21 protein-coding genes, 1 tRNA gene and 1 pseudogene are annotated in these 21,045 nt (G+C 56.3%); 14 read left to right on the forward strand and 9 right to left on the reverse strand.

Annotated elements, in window-relative coordinates; genetic code table 11:
- The first annotated feature begins 11 nt into the window (after positions 1-11).
- The 7 genes from NWP14_RS18430 to NWP14_RS18460 all read left to right on the forward strand — a co-directional run bounded on the left by NWP14_RS18430 (position 12) and on the right by NWP14_RS18460 (position 6,104).
- A complete protein-coding gene (locus tag NWP14_RS18430) occupies positions 12-578 on the forward strand; it encodes a YggT family protein (RefSeq protein WP_041147204.1) in 567 nt (188 codons plus the stop codon).
- Positions 575-865 (forward strand): DUF167 family protein YggU, encoded by a 291-nt coding sequence (gene yggU / locus NWP14_RS18435; RefSeq protein WP_041147205.1) that lies wholly within the window; start codon positions 575-577, stop codon positions 863-865. The genes NWP14_RS18430 and yggU overlap by 4 nt, the downstream gene beginning before the upstream one ends.
- A gap of 26 nt (positions 866-891) precedes the next feature.
- Positions 892-1,485, forward strand: coding sequence for an XTP/dITP diphosphatase (locus NWP14_RS18440; RefSeq protein ID WP_095099349.1), 594 nt, complete (start codon positions 892-894; stop codon positions 1,483-1,485).
- Complete coding sequence (hemW, locus tag NWP14_RS18445; protein ID WP_095099352.1) at positions 1,478-2,617, forward strand: radical SAM family heme chaperone HemW; 1,140 nt, start codon at positions 1,478-1,480, stop codon at positions 2,615-2,617. The genes NWP14_RS18440 and hemW overlap by 8 nt, the downstream gene beginning before the upstream one ends.
- 313 nt (positions 2,618-2,930) lie before the next feature.
- Complete coding sequence (locus tag NWP14_RS18450; protein WP_095099355.1) at positions 2,931-3,977, forward strand: substrate-binding domain-containing protein; 1,047 nt, start codon at positions 2,931-2,933, stop codon at positions 3,975-3,977.
- A gap of 62 nt (positions 3,978-4,039) precedes the next feature.
- On the forward strand, positions 4,040-4,852 hold the full coding sequence (locus NWP14_RS18455) for an ATP-binding cassette domain-containing protein (protein WP_375215791.1): 813 nt from the start codon (positions 4,040-4,042) through the stop codon (positions 4,850-4,852).
- A gap of 4 nt (positions 4,853-4,856) precedes the next feature.
- On the forward strand, positions 4,857-6,104 hold the full coding sequence (locus NWP14_RS18460; RefSeq protein WP_095099361.1) for a sugar ABC transporter permease: 1,248 nt from the start codon (positions 4,857-4,859) through the stop codon (positions 6,102-6,104).
- A 61-nt stretch (positions 6,105-6,165) separates the two neighbouring features.
- Here NWP14_RS18460 and NWP14_RS18465 read toward each other — a convergent pair whose 3' ends face one another.
- From NWP14_RS18465 to trmB, 3 genes are read right to left on the reverse strand one after another with little or no spacing between them, the layout of a single operon-like run.
- The gene (locus tag NWP14_RS18465; protein WP_095099364.1) at positions 6,166-6,885 is read right to left on the reverse strand and encodes a DUF2884 domain-containing protein; all 720 of its coding nucleotides are present in this window, start codon (positions 6,883-6,885) and stop codon (positions 6,166-6,168) included.
- A 50-nt stretch (positions 6,886-6,935) separates the two neighbouring features.
- Complete coding sequence (locus NWP14_RS18470; protein WP_095099367.1) at positions 6,936-7,262, reverse strand: YggL family protein; 327 nt, start codon at positions 7,260-7,262, stop codon at positions 6,936-6,938.
- Positions 7,262-7,981 carry a tRNA (guanosine(46)-N7)-methyltransferase TrmB gene (trmB, locus tag NWP14_RS18475; protein WP_095099370.1) on the reverse strand — a complete coding sequence of 240 codons (720 nt, stop codon included), beginning with the start codon at positions 7,979-7,981 and terminating at the stop codon, positions 7,262-7,264. Before trmB ends, NWP14_RS18470 begins: the two co-directional genes overlap by 1 nt.
- Positions 7,982-8,117: 136 nt before the next feature.
- Here trmB and mutY point away from each other — a divergent pair, with 136 nt between their 5' ends.
- The 4 genes from mutY to NWP14_RS18495 all read left to right on the forward strand — a co-directional run bounded on the left by mutY (position 8,118) and on the right by NWP14_RS18495 (position 12,108).
- Positions 8,118-9,176, forward strand: a complete 1,059-nt coding sequence (mutY, locus tag NWP14_RS18480; RefSeq protein ID WP_331834863.1) for an A/G-specific adenine glycosylase — start codon at positions 8,118-8,120, stop codon at positions 9,174-9,176.
- Between the two features lie 28 nt (positions 9,177-9,204).
- Positions 9,205-9,480 (forward strand): oxidative damage protection protein, encoded by a 276-nt coding sequence (locus tag NWP14_RS18485; protein WP_095099376.1) that lies wholly within the window; start codon positions 9,205-9,207, stop codon positions 9,478-9,480.
- Positions 9,481-9,528: 48 nt separating this feature from the next.
- Positions 9,529-10,611, forward strand: a complete 1,083-nt coding sequence (gene mltC / locus NWP14_RS18490) for a membrane-bound lytic murein transglycosylase MltC (protein ID WP_095099379.1) — start codon at positions 9,529-9,531, stop codon at positions 10,609-10,611.
- Between the two features lie 243 nt (positions 10,612-10,854).
- Positions 10,855-12,108 (forward strand): nucleoside permease, encoded by a 1,254-nt coding sequence (locus tag NWP14_RS18495; RefSeq protein WP_095099383.1) that lies wholly within the window; start codon positions 10,855-10,857, stop codon positions 12,106-12,108.
- Between the two features lie 66 nt (positions 12,109-12,174).
- Here the strand turns inward: NWP14_RS18495 and NWP14_RS18500 are convergent, their stop codons facing one another.
- The gene (locus NWP14_RS18500; RefSeq protein ID WP_375215792.1) at positions 12,175-14,313 is read right to left on the reverse strand and encodes an ornithine decarboxylase; all 2,139 of its coding nucleotides are present in this window, start codon (positions 14,311-14,313) and stop codon (positions 12,175-12,177) included.
- Between the two features lie 431 nt (positions 14,314-14,744).
- Between NWP14_RS18500 and NWP14_RS18505 the strand changes: the two genes are divergently transcribed.
- Both NWP14_RS18505 and NWP14_RS18510 read left to right on the forward strand, forming a co-directional pair.
- On the forward strand, positions 14,745-15,458 hold the full coding sequence (locus NWP14_RS18505) for a DUF554 domain-containing protein (protein ID WP_095099387.1): 714 nt from the start codon (positions 14,745-14,747) through the stop codon (positions 15,456-15,458).
- Between the two features lie 105 nt (positions 15,459-15,563).
- A tRNA-Phe gene (locus tag NWP14_RS18510) sits at positions 15,564-15,639 on the forward strand.
- Between the two features lie 589 nt (positions 15,640-16,228).
- On the opposite strand, the gene NWP14_RS18515 is transcribed toward NWP14_RS18510, so the two are convergent.
- The 4 genes and pseudogenes from NWP14_RS18515 to NWP14_RS18530 form a co-directional block, all read right to left on the reverse strand.
- Positions 16,229-16,924, reverse strand: coding sequence for a lysostaphin resistance A-like protein (locus NWP14_RS18515; protein ID WP_375215793.1), 696 nt, complete (start codon positions 16,922-16,924; stop codon positions 16,229-16,231).
- Positions 16,925-17,120: 196 nt separating this feature from the next.
- A pseudogene (locus NWP14_RS18520) lies at positions 17,121-17,826 on the reverse strand (ATP-binding cassette domain-containing protein); the annotation flags it as partial.
- Positions 17,827-18,130: 304 nt separating this feature from the next.
- On the reverse strand, positions 18,131-18,904 hold the full coding sequence (locus tag NWP14_RS18525; RefSeq protein WP_375215794.1) for a DUF3750 domain-containing protein: 774 nt from the start codon (positions 18,902-18,904) through the stop codon (positions 18,131-18,133).
- Positions 18,905-19,058: 154 nt separating this feature from the next.
- A complete protein-coding gene (locus NWP14_RS18530; protein ID WP_331834867.1) occupies positions 19,059-19,328 on the reverse strand; it encodes a hypothetical protein in 270 nt (89 codons plus the stop codon).
- A 166-nt stretch (positions 19,329-19,494) separates the two neighbouring features.
- Here NWP14_RS18530 and NWP14_RS18535 point away from each other — a divergent pair, with 166 nt between their 5' ends.
- Positions 19,495-20,220 carry a response regulator transcription factor gene (locus NWP14_RS18535; RefSeq protein ID WP_375215795.1) on the forward strand — a complete coding sequence of 242 codons (726 nt, stop codon included), beginning with the start codon at positions 19,495-19,497 and terminating at the stop codon, positions 20,218-20,220.
- 111 nt (positions 20,221-20,331) lie between these two features.
- Here NWP14_RS18535 and msrA read toward each other — a convergent pair whose 3' ends face one another.
- Positions 20,332-21,036 (reverse strand): peptide-methionine (S)-S-oxide reductase MsrA, encoded by a 705-nt coding sequence (gene msrA / locus NWP14_RS18540; RefSeq protein ID WP_375215796.1) that lies wholly within the window; start codon positions 21,034-21,036, stop codon positions 20,332-20,334.
- Positions 21,037-21,045: the final 9 nt, after the last annotated feature.

Raw genomic sequence — 21,045 nt, forward strand, 5'->3', positions numbered from 1 at the left:
TGAGGAACGCCATGAAGACGTTGACTTTCCTGCTTTCAACGGTCATTGAACTCTACACCATGATCATGTTGTTACGCGTCTGGATGCAGTGGGCTCGCTGCGACTTTTACAACCCCTTCTCGCAGTTTGTGGTGAAGGCAACCCAGCCTGTCGTTGGGCCGCTGCGCCGCATTATCCCGGCCCTGGGGCCGCTCGACAGCGCCTCGATGCTGCTGGCCTTTATTCTCTGCGTCATCAAAGCCATCGTGCTGTTTATGGTGGTCACCTTCCAGCCGATCATCTGGATTTCCGCGCTGCTGATCCTGATTAAGACTATCGGCCTGCTGATTTTCTGGGTGCTGCTGCTGATGGCGATTATGAGCTGGGTGAGCCAGGGCCGCAGCCCGGTTGAATACGTGCTGATGCAGCTCGCCGACCCGCTGCTGCGCCCTATTCGCAAGCTGCTGCCGTCAATGGGCGGGATCGACTTCTCGCCGATGGTGCTGGTTCTGCTGCTGTACGTGATTAACATGGGCATTTCCGAACTGCTTCAGGCAACCGGTAACGTTCTGCTTCCGGGGCTGTGGATGGCGCTATGAGTGCCGTCGAAGCCTGCGCCGACGGGCTGGTCTTGCGGCTGTATATTCAGCCCAAGGCCAGCCGTGATAGCATCGTTGGTTTACATGGCGACGAGCTCAAAGTCGCCATTACCGCCCCGCCCGTTGATGGTCAGGCAAATGCCCATCTGATTAAGTTCCTCGCCAAACAGTTTCGCGTCGCGAAAAGCCAGGTGCTTCTTGAAAAAGGCGAACTGGGCCGTCATAAGCAGATAAAAATCATTAACCCGCAACAGATCCCGACTCAGGTCGCGGCGCTGACAGAATAAGAGCCTGGCTCTAAACAGGATTAATCATGCAAAAAGTTGTTCTCGCCACCGGCAATGCCGGAAAGGTCCGCGAGCTGGCCTCGCTGCTGGAAGATTTTGGTCTGGATATCGTTGCTCAAACCGAGCTGGGAGTAGACAACGCCGAAGAAACCGGCCTGACGTTTATCGAAAACGCCATTCTGAAAGCCCGCCATGCCGCACAAATTACCGGCCTGCCGGCGATTGCCGATGACTCCGGCCTGGCGGTAGATGCGCTAGGCGGCGCGCCGGGGATCTACTCCGCGCGCTACTCCGGCGAAGATGCCAGCGACCAGCAGAACCTGGAAAAGCTGCTCGTCGCCCTGCGCGACGTCCCTGACGATAAGCGTCAGGCGCAGTTCCACTGCGTGCTGGTCTACCTGCGTCATGCCGCAGATCCAACGCCGATTGTTTGTCACGGCAGCTGGCCCGGCGTGATTGCCCGCAGCGCGGCAGGCAGCGGCGGCTTTGGCTACGATCCTATTTTCTTTGTTCCGTCTGAGGGTAAAACCGCGGCGGAGCTGAGTCGTGAAGAAAAAAGCGCGATATCCCACCGCGGGCGCGCGCTGAAACTGTTACTGGAAGCATTACGTAATGGCTAATTTGCCACCTCTGAGCTTGTATATTCACATCCCGTGGTGCGTGCAGAAGTGCCCGTACTGCGATTTTAACTCGCACGCGTTGAAGGGCGAGGTACCGCACGACGACTACGTGCAGCACCTGCTCAACGATCTGCGGGCCGACGCGCACTACGCCCAGGGCCGTGAAGTCAGGACTATTTTTATCGGCGGCGGTACGCCTAGCCTGCTCTCCGGGCCGGCGATGCGGACCCTGCTCGACGGCGTTCGCGCCTGCCTGCCGCTGGCAGCAGATGCCGAGATCACCATGGAGGCCAACCCCGGCACCGTGGAGGCCGATCGCTTTGTCGAGTATCAGCGCGCGGGGGTCAACCGGATATCCATCGGCGTGCAAAGCTTTAGCGAGGCAAAGCTGCAGCGTCTGGGACGTATTCACGGCCCGGCCGAGGCGAAACGCGCGGCGCATCTGGCCACCGGCCTCGGTCTGCGCAGCTTCAACCTCGACCTGATGCACGGCCTGCCGGACCAGTCGCTGGATGAAGCGCTGGACGATCTGCGCCAGGCCATCGAGCTCAACCCGCCGCACCTGTCGTGGTATCAGCTGACGATTGAGCCCAATACCCTCTTCGGCTCCCGTCCGCCGGTGCTGCCGGATGACGATGCGCTGTGGGATATTTTTGAACAGGGGCATCAGCTGCTGACGGCGGCAGGCTATCAGCAGTATGAAACCTCCGCCTATGCCAAACCCGGCTACCAGTGTCAGCACAATCTTAACTACTGGCGCTTTGGCGACTACCTCGGCATCGGCTGCGGGGCGCACGGTAAGGTGACGTTCCCTGACGGACGCATTCTGCGAACGGCAAAAACGCGCCATCCGCGCGGCTACATGGAAGGCCGCTACCTTGAGCGCCAGCACGACGTCGAGGCGGCGGATAAGCCGTTCGAGTTCTTTATGAACCGTTTCCGCCTGCTGGAAGCCGCGCCGCGTGACGAATTCAGCCGCTATACCGGCCTTGATGAGAGCGTGATTCGCCCGCAAATTGCCGCCGCCATCGCCCAGGGCTACCTGGCTGAAGACGCGCACTGCTGGCAGATAACCGAGCACGGTAAGCTGTTTTTAAACTCTCTGCTGGAGCTGTTTCTGAGCGAAGATTAAGCATCCGGGCGGCCCTTCGCCGCCCGTTTTTTTGCCGCACGATCCCCCTTTTCAAGGTCGTTTTTTCCTCCGCGCTTCGGTCAAAACGCCTGCTCCTTTTTTATTCAGATCTTTGCAGCCAATCACAAATACACATCGATATTTTTCCATTTCTTGACTCCTTTTTTGCGCGGTGGTAATCCTGCTTCATCGGTTGAGCAAATGTAAAACCGAAGTATCCTACATGTGAATTATTGGTAACTCTTATTAAAAAAGTCTTTATGACGTCGGCCGAGGCCGGCGGGCTCAAGCATATAAAAAAGAGGGTAAAGCAATGAATTACCGTAAAGTTTTTATCGCACTTGCAACAATATCCGCCGGCATTACCGCTTCAGCACAGGCAGCGGAATCCGCCACGGTCGCCTTTTTAATGCCCGACCAGGCATCGACGCGCTACGAGCAGCATGATTTTCCCGGCTTCAAGGCGGAAATGAGCAAACTGTGCGCCGACTGCAAGGTCATTTATCAAAACGCCAACGCCAGCGCCACCCTGCAGCAGCAGCAGTTCAACTCGGTCATTGCCCAGGGAGCGAAAATCATCGTTCTCGATCCGGTGGACTCTTCCGCCGCCGCCGCGCTGGTTGCCAACGCCCAGGCGCAGGATGTCAAAGTGATCGCCTACGACCGCCCTATCCCGGCGAAACCGGCAGATTTCTACGTCTCGTTTGATAACGAAGGGATTGGCTATGCCATCTCTAAATCCTTGACCAGCCACCTGAAAGAGAGCGGCGTACCGCAGGATGCCGGCGTGCTGCAAATCAACGGCTCCCCTACCGACGCGGCGGCGGGACTGATCCGCGACGGTATCCACCGCGGCCTGAAAGAGTCGGGCTACAAAACTCTGGCGGAATTTGATACGCCGGAATGGGCGCCGCCAAAAGCGCAGGAGTGGGCTGCAGGGCAGATAACCCGCTTTGGTGACAAAATTAAAGGCGTGGTTGCCGCCAACGACGGCACCGGCGGCGGGGCGATTGCCGCCTTCAAAGCCGCTGGCGTCCAGCCGTTACCGCCGGTCACCGGCAATGACGCCACCATCGCCGCGCTGCAGCTCATCATTGCCGGCGACCAGTACAACACCATCTCAAAACCTTCTGAAATCGTCGCGGCGGCGGCGGCGAAAGTGGCCGTTGAGTTTATTGAGGGTAAGAAGCCTCAGGCCAGCACCACCCTGTACAACACCCCGTCGCAGCTCTTCACCCCGGCGGTGATCACCGCGAAAAATATTAAAGCGGAAATCTTCGATAAAAAGATCCAGACCTACGCTCAGGTTTGTACCGGCGAATACGCTGCAGCCTGCCAGAAGTTAGGCATCGAAAAGTAATTTTGCCCATACGCCCGTCATCCAACGGCAGGCGTAGTTTCGCAATAATTGAGGTCTCTTCCATGTCGCAAGAACAAGAGAAAGTATCGACGGCCGGGCAACCGATCCTGAAGCTAAGCAACGTCTCTAAACACTTTGGCGCCGTCTGCGCCCTGGCGGATATCGAGCTGGAGGTCCACGCCGGTGAAGTGGTGGCGCTGGTTGGCGATAACGGCGCGGGAAAATCTACGCTGGTTAAAATTCTCGCCGGCGTGCATCAGCCTACCGACGGCACCATTGAGTTCGACGGCAGGGTCGTCACGCTTGATAGTCCGGGGAAAGCGCTGGAATACGGTATCGCCACGGTTTTTCAGGATTTAGCGCTGTGCGAAAACCTGGACGTGGTGGCCAACCTGTTTTTAGGCCAGGAGATCTCGCCTTTACAGCTGGATGAGGTTGCCATGGAGGTACGGGCGTGGACGCTGCTGCAGGAGCTGGCGGCCCGTATTCCGTCGGTGCGAGAGCCCATCGCTTCGCTCTCCGGCGGCCAGCGTCAAACCGTAGCCATTGCCCGCTCTCTGCTGATGAATCCCAAAATTATCATGCTGGATGAGCCGACCGCCGCGCTCGGCGTCGCCCAGACGGCGGAAGTGCTCAACCTGATCGAGCGCGTTCGCGAACGCGGCCTCGGCGTCATTATTATCAGCCATAACATGGAAGACGTCCGGGCGGTTGCCGATCGCATCGTGGTGCTGCGCCTCGGGCGTAATAAAGGGGTCTTCACCCCCGACGCCTCCAACCAGGATCTGGTCGCCGCCATTACCGGCGCAACGGAAAACGCCGTTTCGCGCCGCGTTGAACGTAAATCACAGTTAAGTTCTTCTGGAGTGATTTAATTTTATGAACAGCAAGACAGAATCCCGCCCGGCCCTGGATCGCAGCGACGAGCGCGTCCAGCACAACGATGGTCTGTTCGGCGTGGTGCGTGCGCAAATCAATCGTATCAGGACCGGCGATCTCGGCACCGCCCCGGTGATTGCCGGACTGATTGTTATCTCCCTGGTGTTTACCTGGCTCAACCCGGTGTTTATTGCGCCGAATAACCTGGTTAACCTGCTTTTTGACTGCGCCACCGTAGGCTTTATCTCTCTGGGGATCGTCTGCGTGCTGATGCTAGGGGAAATCGACCTTTCGGTAGGTTCGATGAGCGGCCTTGCCTCGGCAATCGTCGGCGTCCTGTGGGTCAACGCGGGCTGGCCGGTGGCGGCGGCTATTGGCGTGGCGCTGCTGTGCGGTATCGCCGTCGGCCTGATTTACGCTCTGCTCTATAACCGCGTCGGGATGCCGAGCTTCGTGGCGACGCTCGCCGGCCTGCTCGCGCTGCTCGGGATGCAGCTGTACATTCTTGGCCCCAGCGGCAGCATCAACCTGCCCTACGCTTCGCCGCTGGTTCGCTTCGGCCAGCTGATGGTCATGCCGGGCTGGTTCTCCCATACCCTGGCCCTGCTGCCCGGTCTGGCGCTGCTGACGTTTGGCCTTAAAACCCGCGTACGCCGCCTGCAGGCCAACCTCTCCGCGGAGTCCGTCAGCTCGCTGCTGCTGCGCGCGGCGCTGCTGACGGTGATTTTTGAGGCTGCCGTTTTCTACCTCAACCTGGGCCGCGGCGTACCGTGGATTTTCGGTCTGTTTGTCGCGGCGGCTATGGTGCTCAACTATGCGCTGAAGCGGACAAAATGGGGCCGCTCGATGTTTGCGGTCGGCGGCAACCGGGAAGCCGCGCGGCGCTCGGGGATTAACGTCAGGGCCATTTACGTCAGCGCCTTTGTGCTCTGCGCGACGCTGGCGACATTCGGGGGGATTCTGGCGGCTTCGCGCCTGGCCTCAGCCAGCCAGCAGGCCGGTACCGGCGACGTTAACCTCAACGCCATCGCCGCGGCGGTGATCGGCGGCACCAGCCTGTTTGGCGGGCGCGGCAGCGCCTGGTCCGCGCTGCTGGGGATCATCGTGATTCAGTCGATTTCGAACGGTCTGACGCTGCTGAATCTGCCCTCATCGCTGCGCTATATCATTACCGGCTGCGTGCTGGCGATTGCGGTGATTATCGACTCTCTGGCCCGCCGCTCCCGCGTATCGCACGGGCGTGCCTGAATCGAGAGGATTAAAGAGAATAGTGCGCGGCTCGGGCGTTACGAGCCGCGCAATGAAAAGGTTATTTCAGTGAACTCACCAGCGTCTTGCGGCTATCTTCAAGGGAAACCACCCGGCTGCAGACATCTTTGCCAAACTGCTGGAAATCCGCTTCCTGATTCTTCCACTCTTCCTGAATCGCCGTTTGCAGGCCACCCAGGCTACCGAGGATCCCCTGCAGCGGATTGCCGCCGCCCTTGAGAACCGCCTTCGCGCCCATCTCGTTAATGCTGTCCTGCAGGATGCCGCCCATCGCCTGATTGACCAGCTGCTGGCCGTCGGCGCGGACCTGATCGATCGCTTTATAATGGAAGGTCAGCCCATCGCTGCGGCGTTCAATAATCCGGTTCATCTGCGTTTTTAGCTGCGCGTCCAGTTTGGTCAGGCGACCGTGCATGCTGCTGCTGGTTCCCACTTGCTCGGTGATGATTTTATCCAGCGCCGTGCGGCCTTTTTCAACCCGGGCGCGCGCGCCGTCGTCAATCCACGGCAGGCTGCTGCGCAGGCTGGCCTGATAATCCTGAGCCTGCTCGCGCTGGGCCGCGTTCAGGGAATACTGTTTTCCGTTCCAGGTAAGGCTGCCGTCCGGCATAATCACCAGATCGCCGTTCTCCCCTTTCACCTGCACCTTCTGCGGGCTGAGGATCACGTCGTCACGCGGCGTGACGCTACACTGGTAGTCCGCATGCGCGGTCAAAGCGGTGACGGACAGCGCCACCGCCAGCAGCGTTTTGCGCATCATAAAGCTCCCTTCAGACAAAGCGGGTCGGCAATTGCCGACCCTTGTCAAACTTAGTCCCACCAGACGTCAAAAAGTTCGCTGGTGCGCACGTCGGCAAGCTGGCGCTCTTCCAGCCACTTGCGGACAATGGCCTGATGCTCTTCGGTGCATTTACCGATTTCCTGCATGCAGATCAGACCTTCCCAGGAGAGGTAGCCGCTGCCGTCAAACGCCAGTTTGTTCGGCTCGATCACTTCATTGATCAGGTCATTTACGGTCTGGTCGATATGCTCTTCGCTGCTCCCTTCCGGGAAACGCCAGGCGACAGAAAAGCCCATTTCCTGAAACTCGTCGATATGCATTTTCTTACGCAGACGACGGCTACGATTCTTTGCCATTATTTCACCCTCTCGAACATTAAGTCCCATACGCCGTGGCCAAGACGATGGCCACGCTGTTCAAATTTGGTTACCGGGCGCGATTCCGGGCGCGGTACATAGTCGTTGCTTTCAGACAGGTTACGATAGCCGTCGAGCGAAGACATCACTTCCAGCATATGCTCGGCATACTGCTCCCAGTCGGTCGCCATATGGAAGACGCCGCCAAGCTTGAGCTTGCTTTTCACCAGTTCAGCAAACGGCGCCTGCACGATGCGGCGTTTATTATGCCGCGCTTTATGCCACGGGTCAGGGAAAAACAGCTGCACCATATTAAGGGAGTTATCCGCAATCATGGTGTGCAGCACTTCGACCGCATCGTGACACATCACGCGCAGGTTTTGTACACCCTCTTCCTCAGCGGAAGCAAGGCACGCCCCGACGCCCGGAGAGTGGACTTCAATACCGAGGAAATTCTGCTCCGGTTTCGCCTTGGCCATCGCCACCAGCGAGGCGCCCATGCCAAAACCGATCTCTAAGGTGACCGGCGCCTCGCGGCCAAACAGCGAAGCTAAATCAAGCGGCGCATCGGTGAACTCAACGCCCATCACCGGCCAGATAGTATCCAACGCGTGCTGTTGCCCTTTGGTCAGGCGGCCCTGGCGGCGGACGAAGCTACGAATGCGGCGCAGAGGACGGCCGTTTTCATCGAACTCCGGAGATATGACGTCGTTTTTCATAAAGGTTAGGTCTGCTTGTGAATGTGTGCGGAAAACGGGCATTATCCAAAGTTACCCGACGGATGCAAGGGTTTACAGCCTCTCGCCCTTGTGCTGCAATCTGCCACCCTGTTATCGCAATTCCGGAGCTGCAGCTTTGACTTTTCTCGCCGCGCAATTTTCAACCCAGGTGCTGGAGTGGTACGACAAATACGGGCGTAAAACCCTGCCATGGCAAATCGGCAAAACGCCCTACAAAGTATGGCTCTCCGAGGTGATGTTGCAACAAACGCAGGTGGCAACGGTTATCCCTTATTTTGAACGCTTTATGGCGCGTTTCCCAACGGTTATCGATCTGGCGAATGCCCCGCTGGATGAAGTCCTGCATCTGTGGACCGGCCTCGGCTACTACGCCCGGGCGCGCAATTTACATAAGGCGGCGCAGCAGGTGGCAAACCAGCACGGCGGCGAATTCCCGCAGACCTTTGATGAAGTGGCCGCGCTGCCCGGCGTCGGGCGCTCGACGGCGGGCGCCATTTTATCGCTCTCTCTGGGCAAGCATTATCCGATTCTCGACGGCAACGTAAAGCGCGTGCTGGCCCGCTGCTATGCGGTAAGCGGCTGGCCGGGAAAAAAAGAGGTCGAGAAGCGGCTTTGGGGGATTAGCGAAGAGGTCACGCCGGCCAAAGGGGTCGAGCGTTTTAACCAGGCGATGATGGATCTCGGGGCGATCGTCTGCACCCGTTCGAAGCCCAAATGCGCGCTTTGCCCGCTGAATAACGGCTGCGAGGCGTACGCCAATAATTCATGGACTCAATATCCAGGCAAGAAACCGAAGCAGACTATTCCGGAACGCACCGGCTATTTTCTGCTGATGCAGCACGGCGACGAGGTGTTTCTCGCCCAGCGTCCGCCGGTGGGATTATGGGGCGGATTATTCTGTTTTCCGCAGTTTGAAGATGAAGAGACGCTGCGCGAGTGGCTGGTACAGCGGCAGATTAAGGCCGATAATCTGACGCAGTTGACCGCGTTTCGCCACACTTTCAGCCATTTCCACCTGGATATTGTACCTATGTGGCTTACAGTGCACTCATCCGGCGCATGCATGGATGAAGGCGGCGCACTCTGGTATAACTTAGCGCAGCCGCCGTCGGTCGGTCTGGCGGCTCCCGTGGAACGCCTGTTGCAACAGCTGAAGGCCGGGGCGCTGGTATAGCGTTCTGGCGAATTAAAGAGGATGAATCATGAGCAGAACTATTTTTTGTACTTTCCTGCAGCGCGAAGCGGATGGCCAGGATTTCCAGCTGTACCCGGGCGATCTCGGCAAACGCATCTATAACGAGATCTCCAAAGAGGCCTGGGCCCAGTGGCAGCACAAGCAGACCATGCTGATCAATGAGCAGAAGCTCAACATGATGAACGTGGAGCACCGCAAGCTGCTGGAGCAGGAGATGATCCAGTTCCTGTTTGAAGGGAAAGATGTGCATATCGAAGGCTATACGCCGCAGGAAAAACGGTAAGGGCCGACGGCTCTTGCCCCCACCAACACAACGCACGCTCCCGGAATGATGAAAAAATATTTAGCGCTAGCGCTCATTGCGCCTTTGCTCGTTTCGTGTTCCAGCTCGAATAAAAAGGGCGCCGGGTATGACGAAGCGTGGGTAAAGGACACTAACGGCTTCGATATCCTGATGGGACAGTTTGCCCATAACGTCGAAAATATTTGGGGGTATAACGAAGTCCTGCTCGCCGGGCCGAAAGACTACGTTAAATATACCGACGGGTACCAGACCCGCAGCCACATCAACTTTGATGAGGGCACCATCACCGTCGAGACCCTCGCCGGAACCGATCCCACCGGGCGTCTTCGTCAGACGATCATTAAAACGCTGCTGATGGGGGACGATCCGGGCTCCATTGACCTCTATTCCGATACCGACGATATCCAGATTTCGAAAGAGCCGTTCCTGTACGGCCAGGTGGTGGACAATCACGGCGATCCGATTCGCTGGGAGTGGCGCGCCTCGCGTTACGCCGACTATCTGCTGCAGACGCGGCTGAAAAGCCGCAGCAACGGCCTGCGAATCATTTACAGCATCACCATCAACCTGGTGCCGAACCACCTCGATAAGCGTGCGCATAAATATATCGGCATGGTGCGCCAGTCGGCGCGGAAGTACGGCATTGATGAATCGCTGATCCTGGCGATAATGCAGACCGAGTCCTCTTTCAACCCTTACGCCGTCAGCCATGCCGACGCGCTGGGCCTGATGCAGGTCGTCCAGCACAGCGCCGGGAAAGACGTTTTCCGTTCCCAGGGAAAATCGGGCCTGCCGAGCCGCAGCTTCCTGTTCGATCCGGCCAGTAATATCGATACCGGCACCGCGTACCTGGCGATGTTGAACAACGTCTATCTTGCCGGTATCGACAACCCCACCTCGCGGCGCTACGCCGTCATCACCGCCTATAACGGCGGCGCGGGAAGCGTACTGCGGGTCTTCTCCAGCGATAAGGTTCAGGCTGCCAACATCATTAACAGCATGACGCCGGGCGATGTCTACTCGACGCTCACCACCCGCCACCCCTCCGGGGAATCCCGCCGCTACCTGTATAAAGTCAACACGGCGCAGAAATCCTACCGCCGCAAATAGGGTCTTTATCCTTTACCCGGCTCTCGTTACGCGCACGAGAGCCGGGTCGTTCGGCGCCCTTTTCGCTACGCGCCATACGAAAACGTTATTTGCATCACAATCTAATCTGCAAATTAATATGGATTGCATTTATTTGCGGAAGGTAACAAAACATGATGCCGCTTGCTGATAGAATTTCATCAAATCGTAGTCCTGAATGTAACCATAACAACAGCTCCCCCGCTTACTCGTGAGGAAAATAACATGAACCTTAAGCTGCAGCTTAAAATATTGTCGTTTCTGCAGTTCTGCCTTTGGGGTAGTTGGCTGACTACGCTGGGCTCCTATATGTTTGTGACGCTTAAGTTTGACGGAGCGTCTATCGGTGCCGTATACAGCTCGCTGGGTATTGCCGCCGTGTTCATGCCTACGCTGCTGGGGATCGTGGCGGATAAGTGGATCAGCGCGAAGTGGGTGTATGCGCTATGCCATCTGGTCGGGGCGGGAACGCTGTTTATGGCGGCCCAGGTCACCACGCCGGGTGAGATGTTCCTGGTTATTCTCCTCAACTCGCTGGCCTATATGCCAACGCTGGGGCTGATTAACACCATCTCCTACTATCGTCTGAAATCCGCCGGCATGGATATCGTCGCCGATTTCCCGCCTATCCGTATCTGGGGAACCATCGGTTTTATCATCGCGATGTGGGCCGTGAGCTTCGCCGGCTTCGAGCTGAGCCATATGCAGCTTTATATCGGTGCAACGCTCTCCGTCGTGCTGGCGCTGTTCACCCTGACGCTGCCGCATATTCCGGTCTCTAACCAGCAGAAAAACCAGAGCTGGAGCACCATGCTGGGCCTGGACGCATTTGCCCTGTTCAAAAACAAGCGGATGGCGATCTTCTTTATCTTCTCCATGCTGTTAGGCGCTGAACTGCAGATCACCAACATGTTCGGTAATACCTTCCTGCACAGCTTCGACAATAACCCGCTGTTCTCGGGCAGCTTTATCGTCGAGCATGCGTCGGTAATGATGTCGATTTCCCAGATCTCCGAAACCCTGTTTATCCTGACCATTCCGTTCTTCCTGAGCCGCTACGGCATTAAGAACGTCATGCTGATCAGTATCGTGGCGTGGATGCTGCGCTTCGGCCTGTTCGCCTACGGCGACCCAACGCCGTTCGGCACCGTGCTGCTGGTTCTGTCGATGATTGTCTACGGCTGCGCCTTCGACTTCTTCAACATCTCTGGTTCGGTGTTTGTCGAGAAAGAGGTAAGACCGGAAATTCGCGCCAGCGCCCAGGGGATGTTCCTGATGATGACCAACGGCTTTGGCTGCATTCTCGGCGGCGTGGTGAGCGGGAAAGTGGTAGAGATGTATACCACCGACGGCATCACCAACTGGCAGCCGGTGTGGCTGATCTTCGCCGGATACTCGCTGGTTCTGGCCTTCGCCTTCGTCGCGCTGTTTAAGTACAAACACGTCAGACAGCCTGCCGCAGTCCAGCAGAGCGCCTGATAACAGCCCGGCGGCGCTACGCCTGCCGGGCAACAACACGCCCCGAGCTCGCGCCGGGGCGTTTTTTTATGCCTTCAGCACGTTGCCGTACAGCCGCTTGATGCCGTCAGGATCCGTTTCGCTGTAGACGCCCTGCAGCTCCGGCGAGAAGCCGGGCAGCATATTGACGCCCTCCTCCAGCGCGAGGAAGTAGCGCAGCACCGCCCCGCCCCACACCTCGCCCGGCACCACGCACAGCACGCCCGGCGGATACGGCAGCGCCCCCTCCGCCGCAATGCGACCTTCGGCCTCGCTCAGGCGCACGAGGTCGACGTTACCGCGAATAAATTCGCGGTTCGCATCCTGCGGATTCATCACCACGCGCGGGAAGCTCCGCTTGCGGAACATCTCTTTTTGCAGATCCTTAACCGCAAAACTGACGTACAGATTGTGCATCTCCTGGCATAGCTCGCGGATAGTGTAATCACGATAGCGCACCGGATATTTGTTATAGATGGTCGGCAGCACGTCAGCCAGCGGGGTATCGGCTTCGATATGCTGTTCAAACTGCGCCAGCATCGCCACCAGCTGCGCCATTTTTTCAGCGCTCTCGGCCGGCGTGAGCAGGAACAGAATCGAGTTCAGATCGCACTTCTCAGGCACAATGCCGTTTTCACGCAGGTAGTGCGCCAGAATCGTCGCCGGGATACCAAAATCGGTATATTCGCCGCTTTGCGCGTCGATGCCCGGCGTGGTCAGCAGCAGCTTGCAGGGATCAACGAAGTACTGATCGCCCGCATAGCCCTCAAAACCGTGCCAGCTGGCACCCGGCTCAAAGCTGAAGAAGCGCCGCTCGCGGGCGATGGCTTCGGTCGGATGATCCTGCCACGGGCGCCCGGCCACCGTCGGCGGCACAAACGGCTGAATCATTTTGCAGCGGGCGAGGATCGCCTTGCGCGCTTCAATACCCAGCGCTACGCAATCAGCCCACAGCCGGCGGCCGCTTTCGCCTTCATGAATTTTGGCATTCACATCCAGCGCCGCAAACAGCGGGTAAAACGGGCTGGTTGACGCGTGCAGCATAAAGGCGTTATTCAACCGCTTGTGCGGGCAGAATCGCGCCTGGCCGCGCAGGTGGTTATCCTTCTTGTGGATCTGCGACGTTTGCGAGAAACCGGCCTGCTGTTTATGCACCGACTGGGTGACGAAAATGCCCGGATCTTCAGGAGTCAGATCGAGCAGCAGCGGCGAACAGTCGGCCATCATCGGAATAAACTGCTCATAGCCGACCCACGCGGAATCAAACAGGATGTAGTCGCACAGGCTGCCAATTTTATCCACCACCTGACGGGCGTTGTAGACGGTGCCATCGTAGGTGCCAAGCTGAATCACCGCCAGACGGAACGGCCGCGGCGCATCGGCCTTTTCCGGCGCCACTTCGCGAATAAGGTTGCGCAGGTAGCCTTCATCAAAGCAGCGATCATCGATGCCGCCGATAAAGCCAAACGGGTTGCGCGAGGCCTCCAGATAGACCGGCGTGGCCCCGGCCTGAATCAGCGCGCCGTGGTGGTTGGATTTGTGGTTATTACGGTCAAACAGCACCAGGTCGCCGCGGGTGAGCAGCGCGTTGCTGACCACCTTATTCGCCGCCGAAGTGCCGTTAAGGACGAAATAGGTCTTGTCGGCGTTGAACACCTTCGCCGCAAACTTCTGCGCGTGTTTGGCGGAGCCTTCGTGAATCAGCAGATCGCCCAGCTTGACGTCGGCATTGCACATATCGGCCCGGAAGATGTTCTCGCCAAAGAAGTCAAAGAACTGACGGCCCGCGGGGTGTTTTTTAAAAAATGCCCCGTGCTGATGTCCCGGACAGGCAAAGGTGCTGTTGTCCATCTCGACGTATTGAGTCAGAGTATTAAAGAACGGCGGCAGCAGGTTGTCTTCATAGCGGCAGGCCGCCGCCTCCAGCTCCAGCCAATCCTGCTCTTTGCCGGTCATCACCGCCGCGACGCCGTCCGGCTTTGCCATGTCGGTCTCGCTAAGCAGATAGACCGGCAGGTTAAACCCGCTACGCTTAAGTAGAGAGAGGATGCCGCTGCGGCTGTCCGCTGCGGTAATGACGACTGCCGCCACATCGGTAAAATCAGTATTGTCCAGCGCGACCACGCGACGGTGGGTGGACAGATGGGGGACCAGCTCGCAGCTGGCGGCAATGTGCATTGATTTCATTAGCGCGAATACCCGTTTCCGGAGAGTAAAAGGCCTCAGACAGGGCGTTCACGCCTTGTCCAACGAAATGTCAGGGTCCGACTGGATTCCAGCTCCGACCGCCCGACATCAGTAAAAGCAGACCGGGTCCGCTTTTACTGTTGTCCTGCAGTGAGCATACGCTGCCTTCACCGCATGCGGGGAAGAGGATCGAGACTAAGAGTAGCAAGATGAGGCGGCTTACGCATCTGCGCGCGGCGGCAATGCGTTGGCGATGTGGTCATCCCGGCGGCCTCATAGTTGAAGAGAAGAAAATTCGCGCAATAATGTCACCTTTGCCATACCCAGGCAAGATGAATTACATATGCAGTCACATCACTGTTCCACGAGCCTTTACGCCGTGGCAGGTTCATAATAATGCACTTATTAGGGATAATTAACGGGAGCACGCTGTGGTTACAGGACCTTTTATTAACGCCTGCGCGGTGCTGTCAGGCGGCATCATTGGCGCACTGTTAAGCCAGAGATTGCCGGAGCGCATCCGCACATCGATGACCTCTATTTTTGGTCTCGCCTCTTTGGGCATTGGTATTTTATTAGTGGTTAAATGCGCCAACCTGCCGGTGATGGTGCTCGCCACCCTGTTGGGCGCCCTGCTTGGCGAAGTGTGTAATATGGAGAAAGGGACCAACGCGCTGGTCGGCAAGCTCCAGCAGATATTTTCGCCGAAGGGCAAGCGGCGGGTTGCCGCCCATGACTCTTTTGTTCAGAGCTACGTCGCGATTATCGTGCTGTTCTGCGCCAGCGGCACCGGGATCTTCGGCGCGATGCGCGAAGGCATGACCGGCGACGCCAGCATTCTTATTGCCAAAGCGTTCCTCGACTTTTTCACCGCCACCATTTTTGCCTGTTCTCTTGGCATTGCCGTCGCGGCGATAAGCGTTCCGATGCTGGTTATTCAGCTCACGCTGGCGGCCTGCGCTGCGTTAATTATGCCCTTGACGACCCCGATGATGATGGCCGATTTCAGCGCCGTTGGCGGAATGCTGCTGCTGGCGACCGGGCTGCGCATCTGCGGTATCAAAATGTTTGCGGTGGTTAATATGCTGCCGGCGCTGGTGCTGGCAATGCCGCTATCGGCAGCCTGGAGCCTCTTTTTCGCCTGAAGCTGCGTGCTTTTAATGCAATGTGGTGATAGATTGTCCATCCTGCGTTGATTTGATGAAATTTCGTTGACGCAGCGAGGCGAATCGGTTTTAATGCGCCCCGTTGCCCGGATAGCTCAGTCGGTAGAGCAGGGGATTGAAAATCCCCGTGTCCTTGGTTCGATTCCGAGTCCGGGCACCACTATTTAGAGAACCCAGCCTATGGCTGGGTTTTTGCATTTCTACGGCCGGACTCTCCATCGAACTACGTTCGATTATTCGCCGCCAGCGGCTCACCCCTTCGGGGCCGGCGCGACAGGCGCGCCGTTCAACGCCTTCGGCGTTAGTCCGAGCCGGGCACCACTATTCAGAGAACCCAGCCGATGGCTGGGTTTTTGCATTTCTGCAGCCGGACTCTCCATCGAACTACGTTCGATTATTCGCCGCCAGCGGCTCACCCCTTCGGGGCCGGCGCGGCAGGCGCGCCGTTCAACGCCTTCGGCGTTAGTCCGAGCCGGGCACCACTATTCAGAGAACCCAGCCTATGGCTGGGTTTTTGCATTTCTACGGCCGGACGGGGCTGCTTCCGGATATTTCTCGTCAGGCGTACTATACACCTGTGTTATAGCTACATACCCGTCACTGAAGATTGCTTCAATGTAAGCGGCCTGCCATCCGCTGTCGAGCGTCATCAGCGGAATGCTGAGTGTGTCACCGCCGGTAGTCCGAGTACCGGGAACTGAGTTGCATTTAATATCGCAGGCATAACGAAAATCCCTTACACCAAATAATTAACTTTGAGGGGCTAAAAGTATGTAAGCCGCATACTGTGTACCGGTAACTACTGCATTCATCAGCATATGAAGAATCACTGGCATCAAAAGCCCCCGGCTCTTCACCCGCGCCGCCGTGAGGGTTAAAGAAACCAAAAACAACATGATAAAGGTCCTTATTTCCGTATACTGCAAGTGGACGGCCGAAAATATCAAGGACACGATGATAGCGGCACCATAAATATTTCCCCGAAACCAGAATTTAAGTATGTTAAACAGGCATCCACGGAAGACGATTTCTTCATAGACAGGCGCAATGAAAATTAGCAGAATGGCATTGATCCCAAAAATGTATCCTCCGAGAGTCGCCTGGGATTCGGACCACTTTTCAGCTTTATTTATCCCGAAAAGATAAGGGAAAAGATACTGAACAAGCAGAATAATAAGAAACAGTATCATAAACGTTTTAAGCCGAAAACTACCGACCCCCAGGCCTTCTCTTTTACGGAAAAAGATATAATAGAGAGGAATAATGAACATAAATTCCAGAGTAATGAGTAACGGAATCAGAAGCCCTCGCGCCATAAGTTCTGCACCGTTTCTTAAAAATAAGGGGATAAAGGTTATCCCGAAGAACAGTATGAACATAGCAAAACATCCGGATACGGATTTGTTTCTTTCAATATATTCACAGCTGTATTTTTTGTCTTCCATTTCATCATTCCTGATATAAGTCAATAGCTTAAGTCTCTACCCGAAATTTACCATCGCGTAAGGCCTCGGACTCGTCAGGTAGTAGTGTGTTACATTTCCTCTTCATTTGACCAGATTTATTTAGTATCGAATGATTCAGGTAAGTAAGTACAGGCTGGATACCTGCCTTTGACGAAGAAATATTAATAGCATTGCTTTAGTCGTGTCCTGCAGACGCATTCAATAAAACTACCCGCGCGGCCGATTTTACTGTTATTTCTCCGTGAGCGATAATTATCCGTGTTATATTAAGATGTTTTATCGCTTGATTAACATAATTTTCACTCTCAGTATTCAGCGCACTTATGGCCTCATCCATGCATAAAATACCGGGACAACGGTAAAGCGCTTGTGCAATAAAAACCCGCGGTTTCTGCCCGCCAGAAAATCTTGCTACCGGTTCGCTAATCAGCGCCTCATAACCCACGGGCATTTTTATGATAACTTCGTGAATAAAGCTGGTTCTGGCGGTGCACTCCACCATCCACGCCCCATCGATATTTTCAGCGAAACCGCAGATATTTTCTCGAACAGAGTCTGAAAACAGCCGGTCATCCTGCATCACACAGGCAATCATTCTGTGATAATTATTGACACCCAGCGACCTGATATCCGTACCGTCTGCCGGATTCGGGTACAAACAGCCCGCACAGTACCTTTACCAGGGTGATTTTCCCTGAACCTGAAGGCCCGATAATCGCCACAATTTCTCCTGGTTTTATACTGGTGTTCAGGTTGCTGAAAACGGGCGCAGACTGACCGTCATAACGAAAACTCAGGTTCCGGATCTCCAGTGCTACCGGATGTATATCGGCTTGCATAGCCGTATCAGGTTTCCGGGCTTCCCGCGCGTTCAGGGCGATAATTCAATACTTGCCTCTTTAGAGTGCAAATATTATCGAATTGAATATTCTAGCGATAAATCTGAGTAATATATTGGCGCTAGTTTAAGTCATAACATAACAATAAAAATGCCAATACCGCTCTTTCTTGCCGGCAAGAGGGGATATAAACAATGTTTGTTTAACTCCAGGTGCAGCCCGCAAGGCGACGTTCATCTGTTTACATCACCGCGTAGCGCAAGCGTTCAAGAAGGTCCCCGGGCCCCGTGGGGTCGTCCCGGTTCATCCGGCCGTCGAATCCATGCCAGCGCGGCGGACATTAGCGTTATTTAGCAGGGTCATTTCGCAAATTGTCATCGCCAAGGCCACCAATAAACGGCAGACGTATACGTAACGGCGTGAAATCCAGCCCCACGTTCAGCCCCAGCAGGTTGAGTTCAAATCCCTCTTCAGCCCCCAGCGTAACGCCGGCAATCCCCAGTACCGACACCTGTACCCCGCGTCCGGATGGCGGGAGGCCGATGGGATCCAGCAGCGAGCGAAAATCTTTCCCCACCGCGTTGGCGGGCATATCCAGCTTGAGTGCAGGCACCTCGCGCCCAATATGGGCAATAAAGGTGTTACTGTTGGGCCCCGGCCAGGCGTGGTAGGTATCCGGCCAGGGATAGGTGGCAATGGCCGCGACAATCTGCGGAATCATGGCTTCGGCCCCTTGCCCCCGGTGTTCCACCAGCAAACGGGGCTTCGCCCCGAACCAGTAGCCATCCGGAGGGTTGCGATTGCGGCGCACCTTTTCCCCGCCTCCCCAGCTAATCACTTCGTAACGGCTATATTCCGTCTCCCCGGCGCGTTTATAGATGATCCATGGATGTACCGCCACCACCCCTCTCCATCCCCAGGTCGGCGCAGCGTAAACCTGCACAATGGCCAGCCTGGCGTTTTGCTGAGGGTCGGGCGCCAGCCCCGCTGAATCACGGCGGGCGGACCACCAGCCCTCCTGCGAGCGCTGCTCACGCTGATGCATCGCCTGGGCCAGGCTGGCGCCAAGAGAGAGCAGGATGATGCAAAGAAGACTCAGACAAACGATTTTTATGATCATGGCAGCCTGTATTCAGGGAGGAAACATCCATATGCGCGATTATTGTACTGATTGCGCTGCGCATCAAGACAGTTCGGCAGCGCCGAACTGCGACGTTTCCACAAAAAACGCTGGCGGCGTGCCTTTCACCGAAACGCCGCGCCAGCGCCTCCCGTTACATGGATTTTTTAACTTCGTCCTTTTTTTTCATCGCCATCCCGGCGCCAGGCTTTTTCTCCTTCTTCATCATGGTGCCAGGATGTTTATCAGCTTTCATCATCATGGTTGCGGAATGATCATCGGCCTTCATCATCGCGCCGGAGTTATGGTCTGCTTTCATCATGGTGGTCGATGACGTTTCGCTCGTCGTATCTGCCGCATAGCTCACCGTCACGGAGCCCATAGCACAGACGGCTGACAGTGCGAAAATAGCTAATTTTTTCATAATATTTTCCTCAGTTATTGTCGATACACCCGCGATACCATTACCGACTATCCGCCACATCTGTTCCCCAAAGCCTCACGCAAATTTAAATTAAATGTGATATTTCAACGGCAGCAGAGGGAGTTGTGTAAGCTGCAAGAGTAGACGGGAAAATGGGGGGTTAAATATGACAGGCGTAACCGCAAAAAAAATCCTGATCGTCGAAGATGACGCCGACATTGCCGACCTTCTCGCCCTTCACCTGCATGATGAGGGCTATGACGTTACCCATGCTAATGACGGTAATAAAGGCGTCGCCCTGCTGGAAAGCGGCGGCTGGGATGCGCTGATCCTCGATTTAATGCTCCCCGGTATCGACGGGCTGGAGATCTGCCGTCGCGCGCGTAATATGGCCCGCTATACGCCCATCATTATTATCAGCGCCCGCTCAAGCGAAATACACCGCGTGCTTGGCCTGGAGCTGGGGGCTGACGACTATCTGGCAAAACCGTTTTCCATGCTGGAGCTGGTCGCCCGCATCAAGGCCCTGTTTCGCCGTCAGGAAGCGATGATCAGCGCCATGAAAATGGATGCAGGAATGTTGCGTTTTGCCGGCCTGGTGATAGATCCCATCGCGCGTGAAGTACATCTGGATCGCAAACCGGTGGAACTCACGCCGCGTGAATTCGATCTGCTCTATTTTTTCGCTAAAAACCCCGGCAAAGTGTTCTCGCGCATGAGCCTGCTCAATCAGGTCTGGGGCTATCAGCATGAAGGCTATGAGCATACGGTCAATACGCACATTAACCGCCTGCGGATCAAGATTGAACATAACCCGGCGGAACCGGAGCGCCTGCTAACCGTCTGGGGAATGGGATATAAATTTACCCCCGCGATCGAAAGCGCAACATAAGCAGCCGGTCGTAAAATATCTCTTCTCCCGATGTCGGCCGGCTGCTAGCCGGAAAAAATGCCGCCCCGTAGGGCAAACCGCGCCCCCTGACGGCGACGAGGTGGGGAATCATTAACCTTTCACCAGCACCGGTTCGCTATTCCACAGCGCCGGGAAGTTTTTTTTCAGCTGCTCAACTTTGGGTTTGTCATTGATCACAATGTACGGGTAATCGGGGTTGTCGTTGAGGAAGTTCTGATGATATTTCTCCGCCGGATAGAAGCTGGCGCGCTCCTCAACCGTAGTCACCAGCGGCGCGTTGAAACGGTGGCTGCCGTTAAGCTGGGCAATATAGGCCTTCGCTACGCTCTCCTGCGAATCATTCATCGGGAATATCGCTGAGCGATATTGCGTACCGTAGTCCGGCCCCTGCCGGTTCAGCTCCGTCGGGTTATGCGCGACCGAGAAGAAAACCTGTAACAGCTGGCCGTAGGTTACCTGCTGCGGATCAAAAGTGATCTGTACCGACTCGGCATGACCGGTCATACCGGTGCTCACGCTATCGTAATAGGCGGTGCGGGCTTTGCCGCCGGCATAACCGGAAGTCACATTAGTGACGCCTTTGACGTGCTGGAAAACGCCCTGCACGCCCCAGAAACAGCCGCCGGCAAGGACGGCGGTTTCCAGACGCGTCGAACCAGGAGCCTCATCCTGCAGCGGCGCGGGAATAATTACCGCGGGTTCAGCTTCAGACCAGGCGACGCTCTGGAATACCAGCGCGCTAACCACCAGAGCCGAAGCGCCTACGGCACGGATACAACGGGTCATTTTTTTCATCTTCGTAGC

Source organism: Klebsiella sp. C349492 (assembly GCF_042055345.1).
GTDB lineage: Bacteria > Pseudomonadota > Gammaproteobacteria > Enterobacterales > Enterobacteriaceae > Klebsiella > Klebsiella scottii.